22 protein-coding genes are annotated in these 24,022 nt (G+C 65.4%); 18 read left to right on the forward strand and 4 right to left on the reverse strand.

Features of this window, described 5'->3' with window-relative positions; genetic code table 11:
• Positions 1–159 precede the first annotated feature (159 nt).
• The 10 genes from QW863_RS01870 to QW863_RS01915 all read left to right on the forward strand — a co-directional run bounded on the left by QW863_RS01870 (position 160) and on the right by QW863_RS01915 (position 10,040).
• Entirely contained in the window at positions 160–690 is a 531-nt protein-coding gene (locus QW863_RS01870; RefSeq protein WP_315712141.1) for a DedA family protein, read from the forward strand.
• Positions 691–934: 244 nt separating this feature from the next.
• Positions 935–1,585 carry an FMN-binding negative transcriptional regulator gene (locus QW863_RS01875; RefSeq protein WP_315712139.1) on the forward strand — a complete coding sequence of 217 codons (651 nt, stop codon included), beginning with the start codon at positions 935–937 and terminating at the stop codon, positions 1,583–1,585.
• Between the two features lie 10 nt (positions 1,586–1,595).
• Positions 1,596–2,588: an N-acetyl-gamma-glutamyl-phosphate reductase gene (gene argC, locus QW863_RS01880; protein WP_315712138.1), complete on the forward strand. Its 993-nt coding sequence runs from the start codon at positions 1,596–1,598 to the stop codon at positions 2,586–2,588.
• 114 nt (positions 2,589–2,702) lie between these two features.
• Positions 2,703–3,929: a threonine ammonia-lyase gene (locus QW863_RS01885; RefSeq protein ID WP_315712136.1), complete on the forward strand. Its 1,227-nt coding sequence runs from the start codon at positions 2,703–2,705 to the stop codon at positions 3,927–3,929.
• Positions 3,930–4,175: 246 nt separating this feature from the next.
• On the forward strand, positions 4,176–5,435 hold the full coding sequence (locus QW863_RS01890) for an extracellular solute-binding protein (RefSeq protein WP_315712134.1): 1,260 nt from the start codon (positions 4,176–4,178) through the stop codon (positions 5,433–5,435).
• 1 nt (position 5,436) lies between these two features.
• Positions 5,437–6,378: a sugar ABC transporter permease gene (locus tag QW863_RS01895; RefSeq protein WP_315712132.1), complete on the forward strand. Its 942-nt coding sequence runs from the start codon at positions 5,437–5,439 to the stop codon at positions 6,376–6,378.
• Positions 6,371–7,219 carry a carbohydrate ABC transporter permease gene (locus QW863_RS01900; RefSeq protein ID WP_315712131.1) on the forward strand — a complete coding sequence of 283 codons (849 nt, stop codon included), beginning with the start codon at positions 6,371–6,373 and terminating at the stop codon, positions 7,217–7,219. Before QW863_RS01895 ends, QW863_RS01900 begins: the two co-directional genes overlap by 8 nt.
• A gap of 22 nt (positions 7,220–7,241) precedes the next feature.
• Positions 7,242–8,339 (forward strand): Gfo/Idh/MocA family oxidoreductase, encoded by a 1,098-nt coding sequence (locus QW863_RS01905; RefSeq protein WP_315712130.1) that lies wholly within the window; start codon positions 7,242–7,244, stop codon positions 8,337–8,339.
• A 10-nt stretch (positions 8,340–8,349) separates the two neighbouring features.
• Positions 8,350–8,994 carry a ThuA domain-containing protein gene (locus QW863_RS01910; protein ID WP_315712128.1) on the forward strand — a complete coding sequence of 215 codons (645 nt, stop codon included), beginning with the start codon at positions 8,350–8,352 and terminating at the stop codon, positions 8,992–8,994.
• Positions 8,991–10,040: a LacI family DNA-binding transcriptional regulator gene (locus QW863_RS01915; protein ID WP_315712126.1), complete on the forward strand. Its 1,050-nt coding sequence runs from the start codon at positions 8,991–8,993 to the stop codon at positions 10,038–10,040. Before QW863_RS01910 ends, QW863_RS01915 begins: the two co-directional genes overlap by 4 nt.
• 9 nt (positions 10,041–10,049) lie before the next feature.
• On the opposite strand, the gene QW863_RS01920 is transcribed toward QW863_RS01915, so the two are convergent.
• Together QW863_RS01920 and QW863_RS01925 are read right to left on the reverse strand one after the other, a co-directional pair.
• The gene (locus QW863_RS01920; protein WP_315712124.1) at positions 10,050–10,448 is read right to left on the reverse strand and encodes an MAPEG family protein; all 399 of its coding nucleotides are present in this window, start codon (positions 10,446–10,448) and stop codon (positions 10,050–10,052) included.
• Between the two features lie 73 nt (positions 10,449–10,521).
• Positions 10,522–12,327: a class I poly(R)-hydroxyalkanoic acid synthase gene (locus tag QW863_RS01925; protein WP_315712123.1), complete on the reverse strand. Its 1,806-nt coding sequence runs from the start codon at positions 12,325–12,327 to the stop codon at positions 10,522–10,524.
• Between the two features lie 369 nt (positions 12,328–12,696).
• On the opposite strand from QW863_RS01925, the gene QW863_RS01930 reads away from it, so the two are divergent.
• The 5 genes from QW863_RS01930 to QW863_RS01950 all read left to right on the forward strand — a co-directional run bounded on the left by QW863_RS01930 (position 12,697) and on the right by QW863_RS01950 (position 17,746).
• A complete protein-coding gene (locus QW863_RS01930) occupies positions 12,697–12,885 on the forward strand; it encodes a hypothetical protein (protein ID WP_315712122.1) in 189 nt (62 codons plus the stop codon).
• Positions 12,886–13,118: 233 nt separating this feature from the next.
• A complete protein-coding gene (locus QW863_RS01935; RefSeq protein ID WP_315712121.1) occupies positions 13,119–14,339 on the forward strand; it encodes an LL-diaminopimelate aminotransferase in 1,221 nt (406 codons plus the stop codon).
• 39 nt (positions 14,340–14,378) lie between these two features.
• On the forward strand, positions 14,379–15,698 hold the full coding sequence (locus QW863_RS01940) for a homoserine dehydrogenase (RefSeq protein WP_315712119.1): 1,320 nt from the start codon (positions 14,379–14,381) through the stop codon (positions 15,696–15,698).
• A 204-nt stretch (positions 15,699–15,902) separates the two neighbouring features.
• A complete protein-coding gene (gene glpX / locus QW863_RS01945; RefSeq protein WP_315712118.1) occupies positions 15,903–16,904 on the forward strand; it encodes a class II fructose-bisphosphatase in 1,002 nt (333 codons plus the stop codon).
• A 122-nt stretch (positions 16,905–17,026) separates the two neighbouring features.
• Positions 17,027–17,746 (forward strand): haloacid dehalogenase type II, encoded by a 720-nt coding sequence (locus QW863_RS01950; protein ID WP_315712116.1) that lies wholly within the window; start codon positions 17,027–17,029, stop codon positions 17,744–17,746.
• Between the two features lie 10 nt (positions 17,747–17,756).
• On the opposite strand, the gene QW863_RS01955 is transcribed toward QW863_RS01950, so the two are convergent.
• The gene (locus QW863_RS01955) at positions 17,757–18,845 is read right to left on the reverse strand and encodes a methyl-accepting chemotaxis protein (RefSeq protein ID WP_315712115.1); all 1,089 of its coding nucleotides are present in this window, start codon (positions 18,843–18,845) and stop codon (positions 17,757–17,759) included.
• A gap of 308 nt (positions 18,846–19,153) precedes the next feature.
• Between QW863_RS01955 and recJ the strand changes: the two genes are divergently transcribed.
• The 3 genes from recJ (at position 19,154) to QW863_RS01970 (ending at position 23,426) form a co-directional block, all read left to right on the forward strand.
• Positions 19,154–20,995 carry a single-stranded-DNA-specific exonuclease RecJ gene (gene recJ, locus QW863_RS01960; RefSeq protein WP_315712114.1) on the forward strand — a complete coding sequence of 614 codons (1,842 nt, stop codon included), beginning with the start codon at positions 19,154–19,156 and terminating at the stop codon, positions 20,993–20,995.
• An 869-nt stretch (positions 20,996–21,864) separates the two neighbouring features.
• The gene (locus QW863_RS01965) at positions 21,865–22,872 is read left to right on the forward strand and encodes a serine hydrolase (protein ID WP_315712112.1); all 1,008 of its coding nucleotides are present in this window, start codon (positions 21,865–21,867) and stop codon (positions 22,870–22,872) included.
• Positions 22,873–22,883: 11 nt separating this feature from the next.
• A complete protein-coding gene (locus QW863_RS01970) occupies positions 22,884–23,426 on the forward strand; it encodes a 2'-5' RNA ligase family protein (protein ID WP_315712111.1) in 543 nt (180 codons plus the stop codon).
• Positions 23,427–23,471: 45 nt separating this feature from the next.
• Here the strand turns inward: QW863_RS01970 and QW863_RS01975 are convergent, their stop codons facing one another.
• A complete protein-coding gene (locus QW863_RS01975; protein WP_315712110.1) occupies positions 23,472–23,873 on the reverse strand; it encodes a hypothetical protein in 402 nt (133 codons plus the stop codon).
• Positions 23,874–24,022: the final 149 nt, after the last annotated feature.

A 24,022-nucleotide genomic window follows, 5' to 3' on the forward strand; every position in this document is an offset into this window, starting at 1 on the left:
GTCTTGGCCGGTTCCGAACGCCGGATCGCCGCTGTTCACGCGGTTCAGCCGGTTGTTGTGACTTGAAGTGGGCGGGTTCGGTGGCGTACCAGTCTGCGCCATGGAACCGCGAAGGCCTTCAAGCACTTAAGCGCCGCGGAGCAGAAAGGCGTCGAGCAGATGGAAGATTTTGGCCGCGCGGTTGCCGACTTCGTGCGCGACCATCAGGCCTGGGCTGCTCCGATCGTCCTGCTGCTTGCCTTTGGCGAGTCCCTGGCCTTCGTCTCGCTCCTGATTCCCGCCTGGGGCGCCCTGGTCGCGATCGGCGCCCTGATCGGCGCCACCGGGATCAGCTTCTGGCCGATATGGCTGGCCGGGGGCATCGGCGCCGCGCTCGGCGACTGGGTCTCCTACTGGTTCGGCTACCGCTACAAGGACCGCGTCGCCCAGATGTGGCCGCTGTCGCGCTACCCGGAGCTGCTGCCGCGCGGCGAGGCCTTCGTGCGCGATTGGGGCGTGCCGAGCATCTTCATCGGCCGGTTCTTTGGCCCGTTGCGCGCATCGGTGCCGCTGGCGGCGGGCATTTTCGAGATGCCCTACATGGTGTTCCAGATCGCCAACTTCGTGTCGGCGCTGGTGTGGTCGGCGGTGCTGCTGCTGTTCGGCGACATCATCGGGCGCATCATGGAATGGCTGTGGCATGCGGTCTGACGCCAGCCCTGAACGCGCCGGCCGACTTGCGAGCTTGACGCAGGAACCCGGCAGCCTTATAGGCCTGCCCCCATGATCAACGCAGCGACCCACATGATCGCCGAAATGCGCCGTCGTACCTCCGCGGTACGGGCGATGATCTGCGTCTAGATCACAGCCCCTGCCGCCGGATCCGATCCCGCGGCAGACTTTCTCCTTGCAGCGCGATTGACCAGGCGGCTCCTTCGTCCAGCAGGAGTTTCCGATGTACACGCCACCGCCCTTCAAGCCCGATCGCGCCGCGAGCCTCGGCTTCGCTGACGCGCGCGGCTTCGGCATGGTCTGCGCGTGGGACGGCACAAAGCCGATCGCGTCACCGGTGCCGTTTCACCTGGGCGCCTTGAACGATGGTACGCCGCAGGCGTTCTTCCATGTCGCGCGCGGCAATCCGCTGGCAAGGATCGCCGACGGTACGACGCCCTGGCTGTTGGCCGTCAGCGGCGCCGATGCTTACGTCTCCGCCGATTGGTATGTGTCGCCCGACCAGGTGCCGACCTGGCTCTATCAGGCCGTGCATCTGACCGGTACGGCGCGGATCTTGTCGGAGGCCGAGCTCGCGCGGCAGACGGATGAGGTCAGTGCGAAGTTCGAGCAGCGGCTGCTGCCGAAGAAGCCCTGGACCTCGGACAAGATGACGGCGGGACGCCTCGAGGCGATGCGCAAGGCGATTGTGGGCATCGTCATGACGATCGATCAGGTCGAAGGCAGCTTCAAGCTCAACCAGCACAAGTCCGAGGCCGACTACGCGACGATCGCGACGAGGCTCGGCGAGCAGCCCGACATTGGCTCGCAACAGATTTCCTCTCTCATGCGGCAGGCGCGGCCCCAGGCCTTTGCCGGCGAAACCCAGACCTAAGGAGCGTGTCATGACCGTGATCGACAGCAACGTGCCGAAAGCTCACGCCGCCTCCGGGACTGCGACACGCGCCGTGTTCGTCGACGGCGGCTCGGGAACGACCGGCCTGGGAATCGCCGAGCGTCTCCGGCACCAGCCGGACATCGTCGTGAAGACGATCGCCGAGGACAAGCGCAAGGATCCGGCGGCCAAGCGGGCGCTGATGGCCGAGGTCGATCTCGTCATCCTTTGCCTGCCGGACGATGCGGCCAAGGAGACGGTGGCGCTGATCGACGGCATGGGCAGCTCTGCGCCGAAGGTGCTGGACGCGTCGACCGCATACCGGGTCGCGCCGGACTGGGCCTATGGCTTTCCCGAGCTCGCCGCCGACCAGGCCGACAAGATCCGGAATGCGCGCAAGGTCTCCAATCCCGGCTGTTATCCCACCGGCGGCATCGCGCTGCTGCGGCCGCTGGTCGATGCCCGACTGATGCCGCAGGACTATCCGGTCACGGTGAACGCGGTGAGCGGCTATTCCGGCGGCGGCAAGACGATGATCGCGGCCTTTGAGAATGGCACCGCGCCGAACTTCGAGCTGTACGGTCTCGGCCTCGAGCACAAGCATCTGCCTGAGCTGCAGCTCTATTCGCGGCTGACCCGGCGGCCGATCTTCATTCCCTCCGTCGGCAACTACCGGCAGGGCATGCTGGTCTCCGTGCCGCTGCAACTCGACACACTGCCGGGCAAGCCGTCAGGCTCGGACCTGCAGGCGGCCCTGACGAAGCATTATGCCGGCAGCAAATACGTCTCGGTGATGCCGCTCGATGGCGCGGCGGCCAAGAGCGGCCGGCTCGAGCCGGAGGCGCTGAACGAGACGAACAAGCTCGAGCTCTACGTCTTCGCCAGCGACCAGCATCACCAGGCGGTGCTGGTGGCGCGGCTCGACAATCTCGGCAAGGGCGCCTCGGGCGCGGCCGTGCAGAACATGCGGCTGATGCTCGGACTGCCCGATCTCGGGAGCTGAGACCGATCTGGATCGTCCGGCCGCAGACGCGCCGGCACGATCGGCAACATCATGCGAGGTCGGCGCGCCGCCGGCATCGCGTGCAATGACGCACGCTGAGGAATGGGCAGACCCATGACCGCCACTGATCTGAACGCGCTGCCCGTCACCGCCAACGATGTGCGGGCCGCCGCCGAGACCATCGGTGGCGCCGTGCTCGCGACGGCCTGCAACCAGAGCCGGACGCTCGGCGAGATCTGCGGCTGCAACGTCTGGCTGAAATTCGAGAACCTGCAGTTCACGTCGTCGTTCAAGGAGCGCGGCGCGCTGAACCGGCTGAATGCGCTGTCCGCCGAGCAGCGCGAACGCGGCGTGATCGCGATGTCGGCCGGCAACCACGCGCAGGGCGTCGCGTATAACGCGCGGCGTCTCGGCATTCCCGCGACCATCGTGATGCCGGTGGGCACGCCGATGGTGAAGGTGGAGAACACCAAGCGGCACGGCGCCGAGGTCGTGATTTCCGGCGCCACCTTGGAGGAGGCGGGCGCGTTCGCCAGGGAGCACGGCGCGGCGCACGGCATGACCATGATCCATCCTTACGACGATCCACTGATCATCGCAGGGCAGGGCACGGTGGCGCTGGAGATGCTCGCGGTGGTCCCCGAGCTCGATACGCTCGTGGTGCCGATCGGCGGCGGCGGGCTGATCTCCGGCATGGCGGTCGCGGCGCGCGCGATCAAGCCGGGCTTGCGCATCGTCGGCGTTCAGGCCGAACTCTATCCGTCGATGTACAACGCCATCCGCAGCAGTCAGCTGCCGATGCGCGGCGACACGCTCGCCGAGGGCATCGCGGTGAAATCGCCGGGCCGGATCACGACCGAGATCATCCGCCATCTCGTCGACGATATCCTGCTGGTCAACGAGCCGCAGATCGAGCGTGCGCTCGCCACGCTGATCTCGATCGAGAAGACGGTGGTCGAAGGCGCCGGCGCCGTCGGTCTCGCCGCAGTGCTCGCGCATCCCGCGCAGTTTGCCGGCCGCAATGTCGGCCTGGTGCTGAGCGGCGGCAACATCGACACCCGACTGATCGCCTCGGTGCTCACCCGCGAGCTCGCTCGCGAGGGGCGGCTGACGCAGCTGTCGATCGACATCGTCGATCGTCCCGGACAACTCGCTGCCGTGTCGACGCTGCTCGCCGATGCCGGCGCCAACATCATCGAGGTGTCGCATCAGCGAACGTTCTCGGACCTGCCGGCCAAGGCGACCTTGCTGGAGCTGGTGATCGAGACGCGCGACCAGGCGCATCTCAACGACGTGATGGCGAAGCTTGTCGCCGCAAATTTCAAGGCGCGCTGCACCTGAGCGTCAGGCGATCTCCAGCATATCCTTCGCGGTCCGGCAGACGCCCGCTCCGCCTTTTCCAGGCGAAAGGCGCGTGCGGCTGCCCGCCGAGTCTTGCTCAGCCCAATTAGCAATCTCTCTGTCTACTCGTGAAGCTGTTCGCAAATGCGAACACGTTTGAGGTTTGCTCTGTCAGAATTTCAGTTGCGCACCTCAAAAAATGAGGACAGGATTACCGCAACAAAGAAGACGGTTGGGAGGATTGTGATGAGACTGCTCGCGAAGCTGGGACTCGCTGCTGCCGCATGCCTGCTCTGGGCCACCGTCGCGAGCGCCGATACCACCGTGAAATGGCTGCATATCGAGGTCAATCCGGCCCAGGTGAAGATCTGGGAGGAGGTGGCCCGCGCCTATGAGGCGTCGCATCCGGGCGTCAAGATCGAGATGCAGTTCCTCGAGAACGAGGCCTACAAGGCCAAGCTGCCGACCATCCTGCAGTCCAAGGACCGGCCGAACATCATCTATAGCTGGGCGGGCGGTGTCCTGAAGGCGCAGATCGAGGCTGGCGTGCTCGAGGACATCACCGAGCAGGTGAAAGGCTACAGCGACAGCGTGACTCCGGCGGCGCTCGCGGCATTCACCGATAGCGGCCACGTCTACGGCCTTCCGATCTCGCTGTCGCAGGTCGGCTTCGTCTGCAACAAGGAGCTGATGGCCAAGGCGAAGGTCGATCCCACGGCGATCAAGAGCTGGGACGATCTGCTGAGCGCCGTGAAGACGTTGAAGGCGGCCGGCGTGACCCCGATCGTGGTCGGCGGCGCCGACAAATGGCCGCTGCATTTCTACTGGACGCATCTTGCGGTGCGGATCGGCGGCAAGCCGGCATTCGACGCGGCGCTGCGCGGCGAGAATGGCGGCTTTGCCGGCGACACCTTCGTCAAATCAGGCGAGCTGTTCAAGCAGCTCGTCGATCTCCAGCCATTCCAGAATGGCTTTCTTGGCTTCAAGAATCCGCAGGCCGTCGGTTATTTCGGCGATGGCAAGGCGGCGATGACGCTCGCGATCAGCTCCGTCTACAATCTGCAGCGGGCACTCGCCGCCGACAAGGTCGGCTTGAGCGAAGACAAGATCTGCTGGTTCGATTTTCCGGTCGTGCAAGGCGGCAAGGGCGCGCCAACGGATACGCTCGGCGGCATCACCGGCTGGCTGGTCACCAAGGGCTCGCCCAAGGAAGCCGTCGATTTCCTGAAGTACTTCATCTCCAAGGACGTCCAGACACGGTTGGCGGCGGGAAATTTCATCATCCCGGTGGTGCAGGGCGCGGACGCCGGCCTCAACAATTCCTTCATGAAGCTGATCGCGTCCAATCTGGCCAAATCGAACTATCACCAGAACTTCTATGACCAGAGCCTCGGTCCCTCCGTCGGTCGCGTCGTCAACGATGTCTCCGCGGAGATCGCCGGCGGCAGCATGAGTCCGCAGGAGGCTGCCAAGGCGATCGAGGCAGCGCGGAAGCAGGGCAACTGACGTGGCACGTCCGATCGCGAGTTCGCCGGCGATGGGTGTATCGCCGGCATCGCTCTCCACGCGCGCGGTGGGCGGCCCGAGCTGGGACGGCCGCTTCACCGTCCTGATCCTGTTCCTGCCGCCGGCGCTGCTGCTGTTCACGCTCTTCGTGGTGCTGCCGATCGGCGAGGCCGCCTGGTACTCGGGCTTCAACTGGAATGGGTTCGGCAGGCCGACCCATTGGATCGGCTTTGACAACTATCGTTTCGTGCTGGAGACCCGCGCGTTCTGGCTCGCGCTGCGCAACAACGGCCTGATCATTGCGGTCTCGCTGTGTGTCCAGTTGCCGCTGGCGCTGACGCTGGCCCTGATGCTCGCGGAGCGGTTCCGCGGCGCGGTGGCACTGCGCATGCTGTTCTTCATGCCCTATATCCTCGCCGAGATTGCGACCGGGCTGATCTTCAGCTTCGTCTATGACGGCGATTACGGCCTGGTCGCGTCGATCTGGCGCAGCTTCGGCGCCGAGCCGCCGCATCTGCTGGCCTCGACCGACACCGCGATGCTGGCGGTGCTGATCGTGATCGTCTGGAAGTATTTCGGCTTCCACATGATGCTGTTCATCGCAGCGCTGCAGAGCATCGACAAGAGCCTGATCGAGGCCGCCCGGATCGACGGTGCGACGCGGTCGCAGAGCCTGCGCCACATCGTCATTCCCTTGCTCTATCCGACGATACGGCTCTCGGTGTTCTTCGCCATCGTCGGCTCGCTGCAGCTGTTCGACCTGGTGATGCCGCTGACGCGCGGAGGGCCCGCCGACTCCTCGAATACGATGGTGAGCTTTCTCTACAACAACGGCATCTCCCGGATGCGGGTCGGCTATGGCAGCGCCATCGGCGTCATCCTGTTCGTGATCTGCGTCACCTTTGCCTTCACCTACAAGCGATGGTTCATGCGCGATGAATGAGGTGGAGACGACCCGGGCACCATTCGATCCCGCCGTGCTGTTCAAGACGGTTTTCCTCGCGATCGTCGCTATCTTCGTGCTGGTGCCGCTGCTTGCGACGCTGCTCGGTGGCTTCAAGTCGCTCGGGGAATTGCGCGTCAATCCGTTCGGCCTGCCGCAGCACTGGGCGTGGCAGAACTATGCCGATATCCTGTTCTCCGGGCGCTACTGGCAGCTCCTGCGCAATTCGCTGATCATCTCCACGCTGACGGTGGTCCTGACTCTCATCGTCGCGTCGATGGCGGCCTTCACCTTTGCCCATGTCCGATTCTACGGCAGCTCGATGCTGCTGAGCTATTTGACGCTCGGCCTGCTGTTTCCGGCGGCGACCGCGGTGTTGCCGCTGTTCATCAAAGTGCGCGATCTCGGGCTGCTCGACACCTATTTCGGCGTCGCGCTGCCGCAGGTCGCCTTCAGCCTCGCCATGAGCGTGCTGTTGCTGCGCCGCTTCTTCAAGGACATCCCCTACGAGCTGCTCGAGGCCGCGCTGGTCGACGGCTGCAGCTATATCAAATTCTTCCGCTACGTGACGTTGCCATTGTCGCGCCCGATCCTGGCGACGGTCGGCACCATTACCTTCGTCAACAGCTGGAACGCCTATCTGCTGCCGCTGGTGATGCTCAACACCGATGCGCTGTATCCATGGCCGCTCGGCATCATGGTCTATCAGGGCGAGTATTCGTCCGAGTGGCACCTGATCCTCGCCTTCATCACCCTGACCATCCTGCCAACGATCATCCTCTTCCTCCTGGCGCAGAAGCACATCGTTGCCGGCCTGACGTCGGGCGCGGTCAAGGGATGAACCGGACCTCACGGAGACCCCAATGAGAAAAGTCGGCATCGGCATCATCGGCTGCGGCAACATCAGCACCGCCTATCTGAAGGCGGCCCAGCGCTTCCCCGTTCTGGACATCAAGGCGCTCGCCGACATGCGCAGCGACGCAGCCGAGCGACAGGGCGCAGCCTTCGGCCTGCCGGCGATGCGGGTCGATCAATTGCTGAAGCGCGATGACGTCGAGATCGTCATCAATCTCACGGTGCCGCTCGCCCATACCGATGTCAGTCTCGCCGTGCTGAATGCCGGCAAGCACGTTCATTCCGAGAAGCCGCTCGGAATCGACGTCGCGGAAGCCCGCAAGGTGATCGAGCTTGCCGCGCAGAAGAACCTGCGGGTCGGCTGCGCGCCCGACACGTTCCTCGGCGGCGGCCACCAGACCGCGCGCAAGCTGATCGACGACGGCGCGATCGGCACGCCTGTCGCGGGCAGCGCGTTCTTCGGCTGTCCCGGCCATGAGCGCTGGCATCCGGCGCCGGGCTTCTATTACCTGCGCGGCGGCGGCCCGATGCTCGACATGGGCCCATACTACATCACCGATCTGGTGCAGTTGCTTGGCCCGGTCGCGAGCGTGATGGGCTCGACCGCGCGCCCGAGATCCGAACGCCTGGTCACCAGCCAGCCGATGAACGGCACGCTGATCCCGGTCGAGGTCGCGACCCACGTCGCGGGCACGCTCGAGTTCGAGAGCGGGGCGGTGGTCTCGGTCACCATGAGTTTCGACGTTCCGAAGCACCGGCACGCGCCCATCGAGATCTATGGCGCCGAGGGCAGCATGCTGGTGCCGGACCCCAACCGCTTCGGCGGCGAGGTGCAGGTCGCCAAGACCGGCGGCGACTGGCAGACGATGCCGTTGACGCATGGTCACGTCGACGGCGAGTTCCGCTCCATCGGCGTGGCCGATATGGCGACCGCGATCCTGAACGACCGGCCGCATCGGGCCAGCGGTGCGCTCGCCTTCCACGTGCTGGAGGTCATGGAGGCGTTCCAGACCTCCGCAAGCGAAGGGCGGCGGGTCAAGATCGAGAGCCGCGTGGAGCGGCCGGCGATGTTGCCTGTTGGACGCGACACCGGACAGATCGACTGAGGACAGAGACATGCGCAAGGCAATGATTGTATGGGGCGGCTGGCCAGGACATGACCCCGATCTCTGTGCCTCGATGATCCGCGGCTGGCTCAAGGCGGAAGGCTTCGAGGTGCGGATCGAGACCACGACGGCCGCGTTCGCAGATCCTGCGATCCACGATCTGTCGCTGATCATCCCGATCTACACGATGTCCAAGATCGAGAAGGCGGAAGCGCTCAACCTCTGCGCGGCGGTGCGCAGCGGCGTCGGGCTCGCCGGCCATCATGGCGGCATGTGCGATGCCTTCCGCGATTCGGTCGACTACCAGTTCCTGTGCGGCGGGCAATGGGTCGCCCATCCCGGCAACATCATCGACTACCGGGTCGACTTGACCAGGCCGGACGATCCCATCATGAAGGGCCTGACAAGTTTCGAGCACCGTTCCGAGCAGTATTACATGCACGTCGATCCGGCCAACGAGGTGTTGGCGACCACGACCTTCACCGGAGAGCACGCCCCATGGATCGAGGGGGTGGTGATGCCGGTGGTCTGGAAGAAGCGTTACGGCGCGGGCAGGGTGTTCTATTCCTCCCTCGGCCACCGTGCCTACGAGCTCGACGTGCCGGAGATCCGGACGTTGATGACCCGCGGCATGCTATGGGCGGCGCGCGAGTGACGGCTGACGCGAACCCGTTACCGGTCCGGGCCACGCTGGAGGACGTCGCGCGGACGGCGGGCGTGTCGCTCGCCACCGTCGACCGCGTCATCAACCGGCGCGAGGGCGTGCGTGCCAAGACCGTTGCCCGGGTGGAGGCCGCTGTTGCCAAGCTGGGTTATCGCGCCGACGTCGCAGCGGCACGGCTCGCGCGCGGCCAGAGCTTCCGCTTTGCCTTCGTGCTGCCGACCGGTGGCAACAGCTTCATGACCATCCTGACCGAGCAGGTCCAGCGCACGGCAGAGTGGCTGGCCGGCCAGCGCGGCTTCATCGATATCCTCCACGTCGACGTGTTCGATCCTGACGTGCTGGCCGGTGCGCTGGAGAACCTGTCGCCGGCCTATCAGGGCGTTGCGGTCATCGCGCTCGATCACCCCAGAGTGCGCGCCGCGATCGACGAGCTCACCGCGCGCGGCGTCGCGGTGGTGACCCTGGTCTCGGACGCCCCGAGCTCGCGCCGCCTGCACTACGTCGGCATCGACAACCCTGCCGCGGGACGGACGGCGGCCACGCTGATGGGGCGCTATCTCGGCGGTCGCGAGGGGACGGTTGCCGTGATCGCGGGATCATTGTCGCTGCGCGATCACGCCGAGCGGCAATTCGGTTTTCACCAGATCCTGTCCAGCGAGTACCCGAACCTGCTCGCGCTTCCGGCAATCGAAGGCCGCGATGAGAGCGAGCGCACGCGGGAGCTGACCGCCGCGCTGCTCGCGCGCCATCCGGATCTGCGCGGCATCTACTGTTGTGGCGCCGGCAACCGTGGCATCGCCGATGCGCTCGAGGCATCCGGCCGCGCCCGGGAGGTGGTCTGGATCACTCATGAGCTGACCCAGCACACCAGGCGGTTCCTGGTCCGCGGCACGTGCGACGCCATCATCAACCAGGATCCCGGCCACGAGGCGCGCTCGGCTGCGCGGGTCCTGCTCGCGCATTGCTCGGGCGAGCCGATCAGCCCCGATCAGGAGCGCATCCGCATCGATATCTTCCTGCGGGACAATCTTCCCTAGCCGATAGGCCTAGAGCCAGCCGAAGATCGCGAGCGCCAGGACGGCCTGGGCGATGAAGCCGACGACGAACGCAACGGTGCGAAATACGGGCAGGCCGATCGCGTAGACGATGACGTGGGCGACGCGCGACCAGAAATAGACGGCGCAGGCGAGCACGGTCCATTTGGTCGAATAGTCGATCGCGTTGAGGATCAGCACCAGCGGCGCGAAGATCACGAGGTTCTCGACCGCGTTGTCGTGCGCGAACATCAGCCGGGTCGCCCATGGCGCGTGCGGCTTGTCGTTGCGGGAGGGGTTGGCCATCGCGCCCGTCAGGCCGCGGACCTGGCAGCGGTTCAGGATGTAGGGAACCCACAGCAGGCCGGTCAGAATGACCGTGAGCGTCAGCCAGAACAGTTCGCGCGTCATCGAGATCCCCTCAACTGATTCCCGTCCCGTCCCGGCGGGACGGAGCGTTTATAGTCAATCGCGGCGGATCACGCTATGCGCGGACGCGGACATAGGAGCCCGGCGCATCTTCGAGCGGTGGATAGACCTCGCTGCCGACGCCGCGCGCGGGAACCTCTTCCGGATCGAGCTGGCTCAGCCATTCGCGCCAGTCCGGCCACCACGAGCCCTTGTGCTCCTGCGCGCCCTTCATCCAGTCCTTCAGCGAGATGTCGTGGATCTGGTCATTGGTCCAATACTGATACTTGCCAGAGGAGGGCGGATTGACGACGCCGGCGATGTGGCCCGAGCCCGAAAGCACGTACTTCACCGGACCGCCGAAAAATTGCGATCCGTACAGCACGGAGTCGGCGGGCGCGATGTGGTCCTCGCGGGTGGCGAGGTTGTAGACCGGCACCTTCACCTTGGAGAGATCCAGCAGCGTGTTGTCCAGCACCATCGTGCCCTGCGTCAGCCGGTTCTCCAGATAGCAGTTGCGCAGGTAGTAGGAATGGTTCGCCGCCGACATCCGCGTGGCGTCCGAGTTCCAGTGCAGCAGGTCGAATGCCTGCGGCGGCTGGCCCTTCAGGTAGTTGTTGACGACATAGGACCAGATCAGGTCGTTCGAGCGCAGCATGTTGAAGGCCATCGCCATCTTGCTGCCCTCGAGCACGCCCGAGGCCTGCATGTCGCGCTCGAGCGCCGAGATCTGCGTCTCGTCGACGAACACCAGCAGATCGCCGGCATGGGTGAAGTCGACTTGGGCGGCGAGGAAGGTCGCCGAGGTCACGCGCTGGCGGCGCTTGTCGGCGAGCCAGGCCAGCGTGGTCGCGAGCATGGTGCCGCCGACGCAATAGCCGAGCGTGTGCACCTTCATCTCGCCGGTCACCTTCTCGATGACATCCATCGCGGTGAGCGGACCTTCCTTCATGTAGTCTTCCCAGGTCTTGGTCCCGAGCTTCTTGTCGGGATTGACCCAGGAGATCACGAACACCGTGAGGCCCTGATCGACGCACCATTTGATGAAGGATTTCTCGGGGCGCAGATCGAGGATGTAGAACTTGTTGATCCAGGGCGGCACGATCAGCAGCGGCGTGCGCAGCACGTTCTCCGTCGACGGCGCGTACTGGATCAGCTGCATCATCTCGTTCTGGAATATCACCTTGCCCGGCGTCGTCGCCATGTTGACGCCGACCTCGAGATTGGCCGGGTCGGACTGGCGGATCTTCAGCGAGCCCTTGCCGGCCTCGATGTCCTCCGCGAGCATCTGCATGCCACGCACAAGATTGCCGCCGCTCGACGCTAGCGTCTGCCGCAGCACCTCCGGATTGGTCAGGACGAAATTCGAGGGCGCCAGCGCATTGGTGATCTGGTTGACGTAGAACTCGGCCTTCTTGCGCGTGTGCGGATCGAGGCCCTCGGCATTGTGGACGAGGTCCTGCGCCCACTGCGTCGTCAGAAGATAGGCCTGCATCACGAAATCGAAGAACTGGTTCGACTTCCATTCCGGATCGGCGAAGCGCTTGTCGCGCGGGGAGGGCGAAATGGCCGGGGGTACGTCTTCGCCGGCGAGACGGCGCGCGGCCGAGCCCCACAAATCGAGATAGCCCTTGGCGATCTTGGTCTGGATGTCGCTGGCGCGATCCTTGTCCGACAGCCAGTAGTCGGCGACGGCGGTGAAGGATTTGACGACTTCGGTCAATTCGGTTGGTGGCCGGTCCTGAACTTCGCCCGTCTCGCGCGGCTTCAGGTAGGCCGAGAGCGCCTTGCCGCTGCTTTCCATGGCTTTCGCGATGTTCATCGCGAACGCTTCCGCATCGAATGTTTTTTCTGGATTGCTGCTGTTCTGAACGTCGGTCATGGCTGGATCACACTATCGCGTCGGGACCGTTTCGTCACCGAGCGAGATCAATAATCCGCGAGTTTGCGGCAAATTCGATTTCTGATTGTTGCGTTGCGAAAAAATCTCTCGCTTCCGACATCATGATCACGTAGCTGGATGAAATTCCTGTTCAAGCCGGTCACGTTTCGAGTGACAATTGGTTGTGCTGCGGCAAAATGCGCCGCGTTGCGGTCGGGCCGGGGACCGTCGACTGGAAGTTGGGGGCTGAGGGACGTGCGCGTGGGGACGCAGGGGCGAGGCTGGAGTTCGGGACGGCGCGCCCCTGTTGCGGGGCTCGTTGTGTTCGGCGCGCTCGCGCTTGCCGGGTGCTCCAGTCCAATAGCGGACATGCCTTCGCTCGACGCGGATGCGATCGCCCGGCCCAAGGAGCCGGGCGGGTATCTGCCCGTCAACGACGTGCCGCGCGACCGCGATGCGCCGATCATCTCGCCGCAGGAGCGCGACAAGATCGAAAAGGAGCTGCTCGCGGCGCGCGACCGCCAAGCCTCGGCGGGCACCAGCACCAGGCCCAAATGATCGGCCAGGGACAAGGGCTGGGCGATCGGCCGCCCGGAGCGGCGTAATTGTCTGGCGCGGCGCGGCGGCCATGATAAAACAACCGGAATCAACACCTCCGCGTGTCGTTGCCAGCCAAGCCGCGAGCCCGTGCTAAGCTCCTGATCCAGCACCGGTTTCAAGGCATGGCGTGCGCCGCCGCAGCGCCAGCTCTGCTGGCGAATCCGCCCCCGGTTGCCGGAGCCGAGAGACCCATGGAAGATTTCTATCGCATCCGCCGTCTGCCGCCTTACGTGTTCGAGCAGGTCAACCGGGCCAAGGCGGCCGCGCGGAACGCCGGGGCCGACATCATCGATCTCGGCATGGGCAATCCGGATCTGCCGGCGCCGCCGCACGTGCTGGAGAAGCTCAGGGAGACCCTGGGCAAGCCGCGGACCGACCGCTATTCGGCCTCGCGCGGCATCGTCGGACTGCGCCGGGCGCAAGCAGCCTATTACGATCGCCGTTTCGGGGTGAAGCTCAATCCCGACACCCAGATCGTGGCGACGCTCGGCTCCAAGGAAGGCTTTGCCAACGTCGCGCAGGCGATCACCGCGCCGGGCGACGTCATTCTCTGCCCGAATCCGAGCTATCCGATCCACGCCTTCGGCTTCCTGATGGCGGGCGGCGTGATCCGGTCGGTGCCTTCCGAGCCGACGCCGCAGTTCTTCGAGGCGGCCGAGCGCGCGATCATTCATTCCATCCCGAAGCCGCTTGCGCTGATCGTCTGCTATCCGAGCAACCCGACCGCCTATGTCGCGAGCCTCGACTTCTATCGCGACCTCGTCGCATTCGCGAAGAAGCACGAGATCCTGATCCTGTCGGACCTCGCTTATGCCGAGGTGTATTTCGACGACAAGAACCCGCCGCCGTCGGTGCTGCAGGTGCCTGGCGCGATGGATGTCGCGGTCGAGTTCACCTCGATGTCGAAGACCTATTCGATGGCCGGTTGGCGCATGGGCTTTGCCGTCGGCAACGAGCGCATCATCGCGGCGCTCGCGCGCGTGAAATCCTATCTCGACTACGGCGCGTTCACGCCGGTGCAGGTCGCGGCCACGGCTGCTCTGAACGGTCCCGACGACTGCATTCGCGAGATGCGCGACGTCTACCGCAAGCGCCGCGACACACTGGTCGAGGCGTTCGGCCGGGCCGGCTGGGAGATCCCGTCGCCGGAGGCGTCGATGTTCGCCTGGGCGCCTTTGCCGGAGAAGTTCAAGAGCCTCGGCAGCATGCAGTTCGCGACGCTCATGGTCGAGAAGTCCGGCGTCGCGGTGTCGCCGGGCGTCGGCTTCGGCGAACATGGCGAAGGCTATGTCCGCATCGCGATGGTCGAGAACGAGCAGCGCATCCGGCAGGCCGCGCGCGGCGTCCGCCGCTTCCTTGAAAGCGGGATCGAAACGTTGCACAACGTCGTTCCCATCGCCAACCGGCGCTGAGCCCTCCCGTACTTTCCTTTCGACAGGTTCTTTGATTCCATGGTCGCACCCCTGAGAGTGGGCATCGCGGGCCTCGGCACCGTGGGTGTCGAGGTCGTTCGTCTCATCGAGCGTGAGGGACGCGTGCTCACCGAACGCACGGGGCGCCCGGTGAAGGTCGTCGCCGTGACGGCGCGGTCGAAGGCCAAGAAGCGCGGCATCGATCTGTCCGGGATCAAATGGGCCAAGGATCCGATCGCGCTGGCGAGCGATCCCGAAATCGACTGCCTAGTCGAGCTGATGGGCGGTGCCGGCGATCCCGCGCTGTCGGCGATCGACACCGCTCTCAAGGCCGGCAAGTCGGTGGTGACGGCCAACAAGGCGCTGATCGCCAAGCATGGCCTGAAGCTCGCCAAGGCGGCCGAGAAGCATGGCGGTGCGCTGAACTTCGAAGCCGCCGTCGGCGCGGCCATTCCGGTGGTCAAGACCCTGCGCGAAGGGCTCACCGGCACCGGCATCAGCCGCGTCTATGGCATCCTCAACGGCACCTGCAACTACATCCTGACTCGGATGGAGCAGGAGGGGCTGTCGTTCGACGAATGTCTGAAGGACGCCCAGCGTCTCGGCTATGCCGAGGCCGATCCGTCGTTCGACATCCATGGCCACGACACCGCGCAGAAGCTCGCGATCCTGGCGAGCCTCGCCTTCGGCACCCAGGTGGCGCAGAACTCGGTCTATGTCGAAGGCATCTCCTCGATCGCGCCGGAGGACCTGCGCGCGGCGGCGGAGCTCGGCTACCGCGTCAAGCTGCTTGGCGTTGCCGTGCGCACCGCCAAGGGCATCGAGCAGCGGGTGCACCCGACGATGGTGCCGAAATCCTCCTCGATCGCCCAGGTGATGGGCGTCACCAACGCGGTCACGATCGACGGCGACGGTATCCCGCCGATCACGCTGGTCGGTCCGGGAGCAGGGGGCGCCGCGACGGCGTCCGCCGTCGTCGCCGACATTGCCGACGTCGCGCGCGGCATCCGCGCCGCGCCGTTCGGGCGTCCGGTCGACAGGCTGCAGGCGACCGAGAAGGCGCCCATGGAGCGGCACGAGGGTGGCTATTACATCCGCCTGATGGCGCGTGACCACGCCGGCACGGCCGCGACCATCGCCACCCGGCTCGCCGAGCAGAAGATCTCGATCGAATCGATCGTGCAGCGCCATCCCAATGGCAGCGAGCCGGCGAAGACGGCCGGCAAGTCTGCGCCGGTGCCGGTCATCCTGATCACCTATGCGACACACGAGGACGCCGTGCATCGTGCGCTCCAGGCGGTGCAGCGCGACAAGGTCATCAGCGGCAAGCCGCAGGTGATCCGGATCGAGAAGAACTAGCGCATGATGCCCAGGGAACCACTTGTCCCTGCTCAAACAAACGCGTGGCGTTTGGTATAGGTTCATGCTCAAACCGGGAGAATAGACAGGCGGGGAGCGGCCGTTCGTGCCGACCGCCTGACCCGGATGCCGCCCAGGGGGGCGGCGTGCGAGCGGTAGATTTTGATGGCGGATGTCCGCCTTGACGTCTTGAGGAGTTGATCGATGTCGACGCAGATTTCTGTCCCGCAACAATTGCTGCTCGAGCGCATCCTGACGCTGGAGCTGGTGCGCGTGACCGAACGGGCGGCGGTGTCGGCGGCGCGGTTGCGCGGCCACGGCCAGGAAAAGCCGGCCGACCAGGCGGCCGTGGATGCGATGCGCCGCGAGCTCAACAAGCTGCCGATCGAGGGCACGGTCGTGATCGGCGAGGGCGAGCGTGACGAGGCGCCCATGCTCTATATCGGCGAGAAGGTCGGCCTCAATGCCGGGCCCAAGGTCGACATCGCGGTCGACCCGCTCGAGGGGACGACCCTGTGCGCCAAGAACATGCCGGGCGCGATCGCGACCATGGCGATGGCCGATGGCGGCACGCTGCTGCATGCCCCCGACGTCTACATGCAGAAGATCGCGGTCGGCCCCGGCTACGCCAAGGGCGTCGTCGACATCGACGCGACGCCGGCCGACAACGTGCGACGGCTCGCCAAGGCCAAGGGCGTCGAGCCCGGCGCGATCACGGTGCTGGTGCTCGACCGTCCGCGCCACGCTGACATCATTCAGGGCGTCCGCTCGACCGGCGCCGCGGTGCGCCTGATCACTGACGGCGACGTCGCCGGCGTGATCCACTGCGCCGATCCCGACAACACCGGCGTCGACATGTATCTCGGCACCGGCGGCGCGCCGGAAGGCGTGCTGGCCGCGGTGGCGCTGCGCTGCATTGGCGGCCAGATGCAGTGCCGCCTGATCCTCGACACCGAGGAGAAGCGCGAGCGCGCCCACAAGATGGGCGTCGGCGATCCCAAGATGATCTACGGCATCGAGGACATGGCCCGCGGCGACTGTCTGTTCGCGGCCACCGGCGTCACCACCGGCTCGCTGCTCTCCGGCGTCAAGTTCCGCAAGGACGGCGTGATCGAGACCGAGACCGTCGTGATGCGCTCGGTCACCGGCACGGTGCGCTACATCCGCGCGGAGCATCGCCAGTTGGCGAAGTTCCACCTCGACTGATCCAGCACAGTCGTTCCGGGGCACGCGGAGCGTGACCCCGGAATCTCGAGATCGTGGCGCGAGATTCCGGGTCTGCGCGCTGTGCGCGCATCCGGAATGACGAAATTGGAGAGCGACTCAGCATGTCCGACCTGTCCATGGTCAAGGCGCTGGTGTTCGATGTGTTCGGCACCGTCGTCGACTGGCGCACCAGCCTGATCAACGACTTCACCGCGTGGTCGAAGACCCGCGGCATCCAGGGCGACTGGACCGCGCTGGTCGATGGCTGGCGCGGGCTCTATGTCGGCTCGATGGACGAGGTCCGCAGGCATCCGGAGCGCGGCTACGTCATCCTCGACGTGCTGCACCGGCGCTCGCTGGAGACGCTCGTCGCCCAGCTCGGCATCACCGGCTTGACCGAGGCCGATCTCGATCATCTCACCCGCGGCTGGCACCGGCTGCATCCGTGGGCCGACAGTGTCGCCGGGCTGACCCGGCTGAAATCCAAATACATCATCGCGCCGCTCTCCAACGGCAATGTCGCGCTGCTCACCAACATGGCGAAGTTCGCGGGTCTGCCGTGGGACCTCGTTCTCTCCGCCGAGCTGTTCCAGCACTACAAGCCCGACCCCGAGACCTATCTCGGCGCCGCGCGTCTGCTCGGTCTTGCGCCCGGCGAGGTGATGATGGTCGCCGCGCACAACAATGATCTCGAGGCGGCGCAACGCTACGGACTGAAGACCGCCTTCGTCGCCCGCCCCACCGAATACGGCCCGCTGCAGAGCCGCGACTTCGACGCCACCGGCGCCTGGGACATCGTCGCCGATGATTTCAACGGCATCGCCGACCGGCTCGGCTGCTGATCGTCCTGCCTCACGCGCCCGACACGATCACGCCGTACCAGCCGAGCCCCTTGTAGGTCTCGTAACCGGGCGTGGCGTGGAACGCGACCATGCGCCCGGAGATGTCCTGATAGAAGCCACTGCGCTTGCCATCGAGCTTCAGTGAAACGCGCTCGCTGAGAATGCCCTGACCGTCCGAGGATGCGATCACGCGCAGATTGGAATCCACCAGGAGCACGCGGGCCTTGTCGCTCTCGCTGACGCGCACGCCCTGAACGATGGCGCGCGCCTGCGCTTCCCAATCGAAATGGATCGCGAGCACGCCAAGCGGCTTGCCATGCGCCTTGCCGTCCTCGCGCACCGAGGCGCAATAGGTCGCGACCTGGGCGTTGCCGAGCAGCGGCTGGCACTCGACGTCGCCGGCGACGTAGTCGTCGCCCGAGCGCAAGCCCCGCGCCTCGCGAAACCATTTGGTGTCGGCGACGCTCTGGCCGACGACGTTGAAGCGGTCGGCGCGGCCGTTGGCGATCACCTTGCCGCTCGGATCGCACAGCCACAGATCGAGATAGACGGTGTAGGCGGAGAGAATCACCGCGAGCCGTTCGGAGACGTGCGTGACGCGGGCGGCATCGGGCGCGGCGGCGCAATCGACCACGGCGGAGTCGGTCGCCCACCAGCGGACGTCGCAGGTCCGCTCATACAGATTGCGGTCGATCAGTTCGATCGCGTTCAGCGCCAGATCGACCATGCGCTCGCCGCGGGCGCGTTCGGTCATGCGCTCGATCGAGCTCTTCAGATTGCCGGTGCGCGTCGTGAGCTGGCCCTCCAGCTCGCGCGCGATGGTCTCGACGAGTTGGCCGACGGCGCGCACCTCCTGGGCCACCACGGCGAAGCCTGCGCCTTGCGCGCCCACCCGCGAGCTCTCGATCAGCGCGTTCAGCGCCAGCATCTTCATCTGGTTGGTGATCTGCTGGATCGATTTGGTCTTCTCGCAGGCGATCTGATTGACCTCGCCGGTGAGCCGCGCGATCAGCGCCGAGACGTCGGTCTCGTTATCCTTGGGAGTCGTTTGTGCCGGAGCGGCGGAGGGCTGCGTCTTCAACTCGGGCGCGGTCAGCATCGGCAATGAACTCCATGTTGCCGCGCCTCCTGGTCGGCACGAAGAGGGCGGACAAATCGGACGTAATAATTGATTGAAATGTTACGGAGTTCGCCTAATGGCTGTTTAATGCACTCCATCGAACGCAGCTCTAATTTTAGGCAACCAGCCGTATATGGCGGCATTTCCCTGATTTCCTGTGAGTTCCGCCAAGTTCTGGGACGATTCTGGTGGGTTTCATGGATGGAACCTGCTGAGGCAGGCCAGTTGCTGTAGATTCGACTGCGTCCATTTCGAATCGCTGCGCTGCAAGCGAGGCCCCGCGCATCATGGCACCATCCGCCCTTGCACTGCCCCTGAGCGCCCCGCAGGCGTTCCTGGGCGTGCGGCTGTCGCTGACCAACAAATTGTGGCGCGACCGGCTGGATGCGCGCGGCGCGGCGCGCGCGCTTGCGATGGTGCAGCGCTATCAGTTGCCCGAGATGCTAGCGCGCGTGCTCGCCGGGCGTGACGTCGAGATCGACGCGGTCAACGACTTCCTCGATCCGACCATCCGCAAGCTGATGCCGGATCCGTTCACGGTGACGCAGATGGAGGCGGCGGCGCAGCGCATTGCCGACGCCGTGGTCAAGGGCGAGAAGGTCGCGATCTTCGGCGACTACGATGTCGACGGCGCGACCTCGGCGGCGCTGCTCGCCTGGCATCTGCGCCATTGCGGGCTCGATCCGCTGATCCACATTCCCGACCGCATCTTCGAAGGCTACGGCCCGAACGTCGACGCCATCCGGGCGCTCGCCGGCAAGGGCGCGACGCTGCTCGTGACGGTCGACTGCGGCACCACCAGCCTCGAGCCGCTGGCGGAGGCGCGGCGGCTCGGCATGTCCGTGGTGGTGATCGATCACCATCAATGCGGCGAGGAGCTGCCGGAGGTCGAGGCGCTGGTCAATCCGAACCGGCCGGATGATCTTTCCGGCCTCGGCTATCTCGCCGCGGTCGGGCTGACGCTGGTCACGCTGGTTGCGGTCAATCGCGAGCTGCGCGGCCGCGGCTTCTGGAGCAGCACGCGCCCGGAGCCGGATCTGCTCAGCATGCTGCATCACGTCGCGCTCGGCACCGTCGCCGACGTCGCGCCGCTGATCGCGCTCAACCGCGCCTTCGTCGCCAAGGGCCTGATCGCGATGCGCCGGCGCGACCATGTCGGGCACACCGCGCTGATGGATGTCGCCCGGCTCAACGGTCCGCCCGAAGCCTGGCATCTCGGCTTCATGCTGGGACCGCGCATCAATGCCGGCGGGCGCATCGGCCGCGCCGATCTCGGCGTGCGCCTGCTCCTGGAAAGCGATATCTCCGAAGCCGCGCGCATCGCCGCCGAGCTCGATCGGCTCAACAGCGAGCGCCGGATCATCGAGCAGCAGGCCGAAGCGCAGGCCGAAGCGGAGGCGCTGGCCTCGCTCGGGCTGGAGGACAAGGGCGCCGTCATCGTGACCGCATCCGAAGGCTGGCATCCCGGCGTGGTCGGGCTGGTCGCATCCAGGCTCAAGGAAAAGTTTGCCCGGCCGGCGTTTGCGATCGCGCTCGAGCCGGGCGGCATCGGCACCGGGTCGGGCCGCTCGATTCCGGGCGTCGATCTTGGCAAGGCCGTCCGCCACGCCGTGGAGCAGGGCATCCTGATGAAGGGCGGCGGGCACGCGATGGCCGCCGGCGTCACCTTGCGCAAGGAGCGGTTGGCCGAGTTTCGCGCCTTTCTCGAAAGCGCGCTCGCCGCCGACGTCGCCGACGCACGTCACGTCAACGAGATCCTGATCGACGGCGCCATCAGCGCGCGCGCCGCGACACCCGAGCTGGTCGCGACGCTCAATCGCGCCGGTCCCTTCGGCAGCGGCAATCCCGAGCCCATCGTGGCGCTGCCGTCGCATCAGCTGGTTTACGCCGACGAGGTCGGGCAGGCGCATCTCAAGCTGCGCTTCAAATCCGGCGACGGCGCCGCCGTGAATGCGATCGCATTCCGCAGCGTGGGCCAGAAGCTCGGCAACGCCCTGGTTCAGCATCGCGGCCAGATCCTGCACGTCGCCGGCACCCTCACCGTCGACCGCTACCAGGGTGTCGAGCGCGTGCAGCTGCGCGTGCTCGATGTCGCCGTGCCGGACCATGGGCCGGCGATGATCAGGTAGAGCAACATCGACGAGTCGTCCCGGACAAGCTGCGTGCGTCGTCGAAGCGCCGATCCTGACCCATATGCCGCAGCCGTTGTTGTGAGAACGAGATGCCCACCTCGATCGTGCCTCGAACTGCTCCCGGTAGGTATGGGTCCCGGCGCGGAGGCCGGGACGACATCGGAGTATGACGGCCGTCGCGCTTCCCATAATGCGCGCATGATTTCACATCCCGCCGCGCCATCGCGCCCGAGTGATGCATCGTCAAGGACCCTCCCGATGAAAGAGGGCGCAGGGAATGCCGGGTGAAGGCCTCACCCATGGCCCGCCTGCAAACAAAAAGCAGGCGGCAGTCACCACAGGCAAAGCCGTTTCAACCGGCATTCCCTGCGCGGAGGTCTTAACGCTTATACGCGATCTCCCCGGTGTCCGGCTTGTTAGCCACCGTCGCCCCCGGGATCATCATCTCCCAAGAGCTTGGCGCCAGCATCGGGGCGCCAGGACCACGCGATTTCACGTCCGCAACCTGCCGTTCGTCCGCGTACATCGAGCACGCTGCAACACGATCGCGGCCACCGCATCCCGCCCTCCACGTTCATGACGATCGCGAAACGTCCCTCTCATGAGGACGGGATGCGGATGTTATTTCCGATTTTCGGAACAAAAGCAAGCGGAAAGTTTGAGGGCGGGGCTGGCTGCGGCGGCCATCTGGCTGATGCTGCGGGTGAAAATAAAAAAATTGCAACGGGGCATGTTGCGTCATCGAGCGGTGGAGATCCGCGGCCATGCAGACAGAGACATCGATGGCCGGTGACCTCTGTACCGTCCGTCGGTCTTGCTCTAGCATTCTCGACATCGGTTTTGTCGAGACGGGAATGAACGTGCCAATGCGACGTCCGCTTGCCGTGCTGGCAATCCTTGCGATGGGTTGGTCCTGGGCTCAGGCCGAGCCGGGACTGCATTGGCGGACGGCAAGCCCGGACGAGACGCCCTGGTCTGCACCGATCGCACGCGAGGTGCAGGAGTTTGCGGTCGAACAGAAGCCGACAGCGATCATGGTCGTGAGGGACGACGACATTGTTGCCTCGTTCGGCGATCTCGGTGCGAAGGTCAATGTCCGGTCCGTGCGCAAGAGTCTGCTCAGCGCGTTGTATGGCATCGCCGTCGAAGCCGGCCGGATCAACCTCGACAGCACGCTTGCCGCGCTCGAGATCGACGACGTTCCGCCGGGGCTTTCGCCGGCCGAGCAGACCGCGACGGTGCGTCAGCTACTGATGGCGCGCTCCGGGGTCTATCATCTCGCGTCCTATGAGACGGGGCAGATGAAGCAGAGGCGGCCGGCGCGCGAGAGCCATCCGCCGGGCAGTTTCTGGTACTACAACAACTGGGATTTCAACGCGCTCGGCACGATCTATCGGCAGTCCGTCGACGACGTGTTCGCAAGCTTCGACAGACGGATCGGCCGGCCGATCGGGATGGAGGATTTCTCCGCCGCAGACGGCGTGTACGTGAAGGAAGCCTCCTCGTCGCATCCGGCCTATGTGTTTCGGATGAGCGCGCGAGACCTGGCGAGGTTTGGCCTGCTGTTCCTGAACGGCGGACGCTGGAATGGGGCTCAACTGATCCCGCCGACATGGGTGACGGAATCGACCAGCCGTCTCTCGGACACCGAGCAGCCCGGACGGGGTTACGGCTATCTCTGGTGGACCTTCAGCAGCGTCCGATCCGGCATCAGCGGCTATTTTGCCTCCGGCTACGGCGGACAGCAGATCGTGGTCGTTCCCTCGAAGCACCTGGTGGTCGTCGAGCTGGTCGATCTGGCCGTGAATCGGACAGGCGTCCGAACGCAGCGCTTCCTCGATCTCGTCGGCAAGATCAGCGCGTCGGTTCCCTGAGCAGGACGTCGATGGCCCTGGCGATCAACCTCCGATCCGACGACGCCTCTTCATGCGAGATCGAGCACCTGTGGAAGCAGGTCGCAGCTTTCGAGGACGCGCCGTCGATGCGCGAGCTGCGCTACCGGCCGCACTTCACCTTCGCGATCTATGACGCGCCTGAGATCGACGTCGAGACGGCTTCGCGCGTAATGCGCGTGGCCGTTCAAGGCGACACGGCGCTGCGGATCGCTTTCAATCGGGTCCGCTGGTTCTTGCACCCTCGTTGCGTGCTGTGGGCCGAGCCTGAGATGAACGCGACGCTGTTGCGATGGCATGCATCGATCTCGGCAGCGGTCGATCCGCTGCTTTGCCGGCCGCACTATCGTCCCGGCGCGTGGGTGCCTCACTGCACGCTGGGCACGCGGATCTCGAATGACCGGCGCGACGATGCGATGGCGTTTGCGCGCTCGTTCGTCGGCCGCTTTGAGGTCGTGTTCGATGCGATTGATTGCGTCGTGTTTCCGCCGGTGCGGATCGTGGCCGAACGCAAGCTGCCGCTGGCGACCGCGTAGGCGTTCGGTTCCCAGGGGAAAGGATGACGTCAATCGCGTCGGATGCTAGCGCCAGGACGGCTTCGGCAGATGATCGGGACTGAATTTTGCCGTCGGCCGGGGCGCGGGCGGAGATGGGGCATCGTCGGACGCCGAGAACAGCAGCAACGCCTCGAACGGCACGTCGGGTGCTTCCGCGGCATAACCGGTGCACGTGACGGGCGTGCCTCTGCAGCATCCTTCGAGGCTGAGCGTCAGCTCGTCGGGGCCGAACAACGACGGCTGTCCCGGGGCATGGCGCTTCGTCTTGATGATGGCGGTGAAATGATCGCCATGGGCCTCGTAGCTTCCGGCATAGCTCAGCACGGTGTCGCCGCCGCACACCTTGCCCCCCACCAGCTCGACGATCCCGGTTCCCTGGCCCTTGGGGGTCCTGAACCAGGCCGAATAGGTGCCTTCCTTGATCATTTGCCGCAGATCCCATTGTTGGATCGCGAGCATCGTTGTGCGACGCCAATTAAGAGAAGGTGAAAACGATCGTCAGAACGGGCCGGGAACCCGGAATTTGTTCGTATACGAATGGTGGGGGGCGCAGCAGCGCATATCTCTGTGGCCTC

The sequence above is a fragment of the Bradyrhizobium sp. SZCCHNR1017 genome (assembly GCF_032381375.1).
In the GTDB taxonomy this organism is placed as follows: Bacteria; Pseudomonadota; Alphaproteobacteria; order Rhizobiales; family Xanthobacteraceae; genus Bradyrhizobium.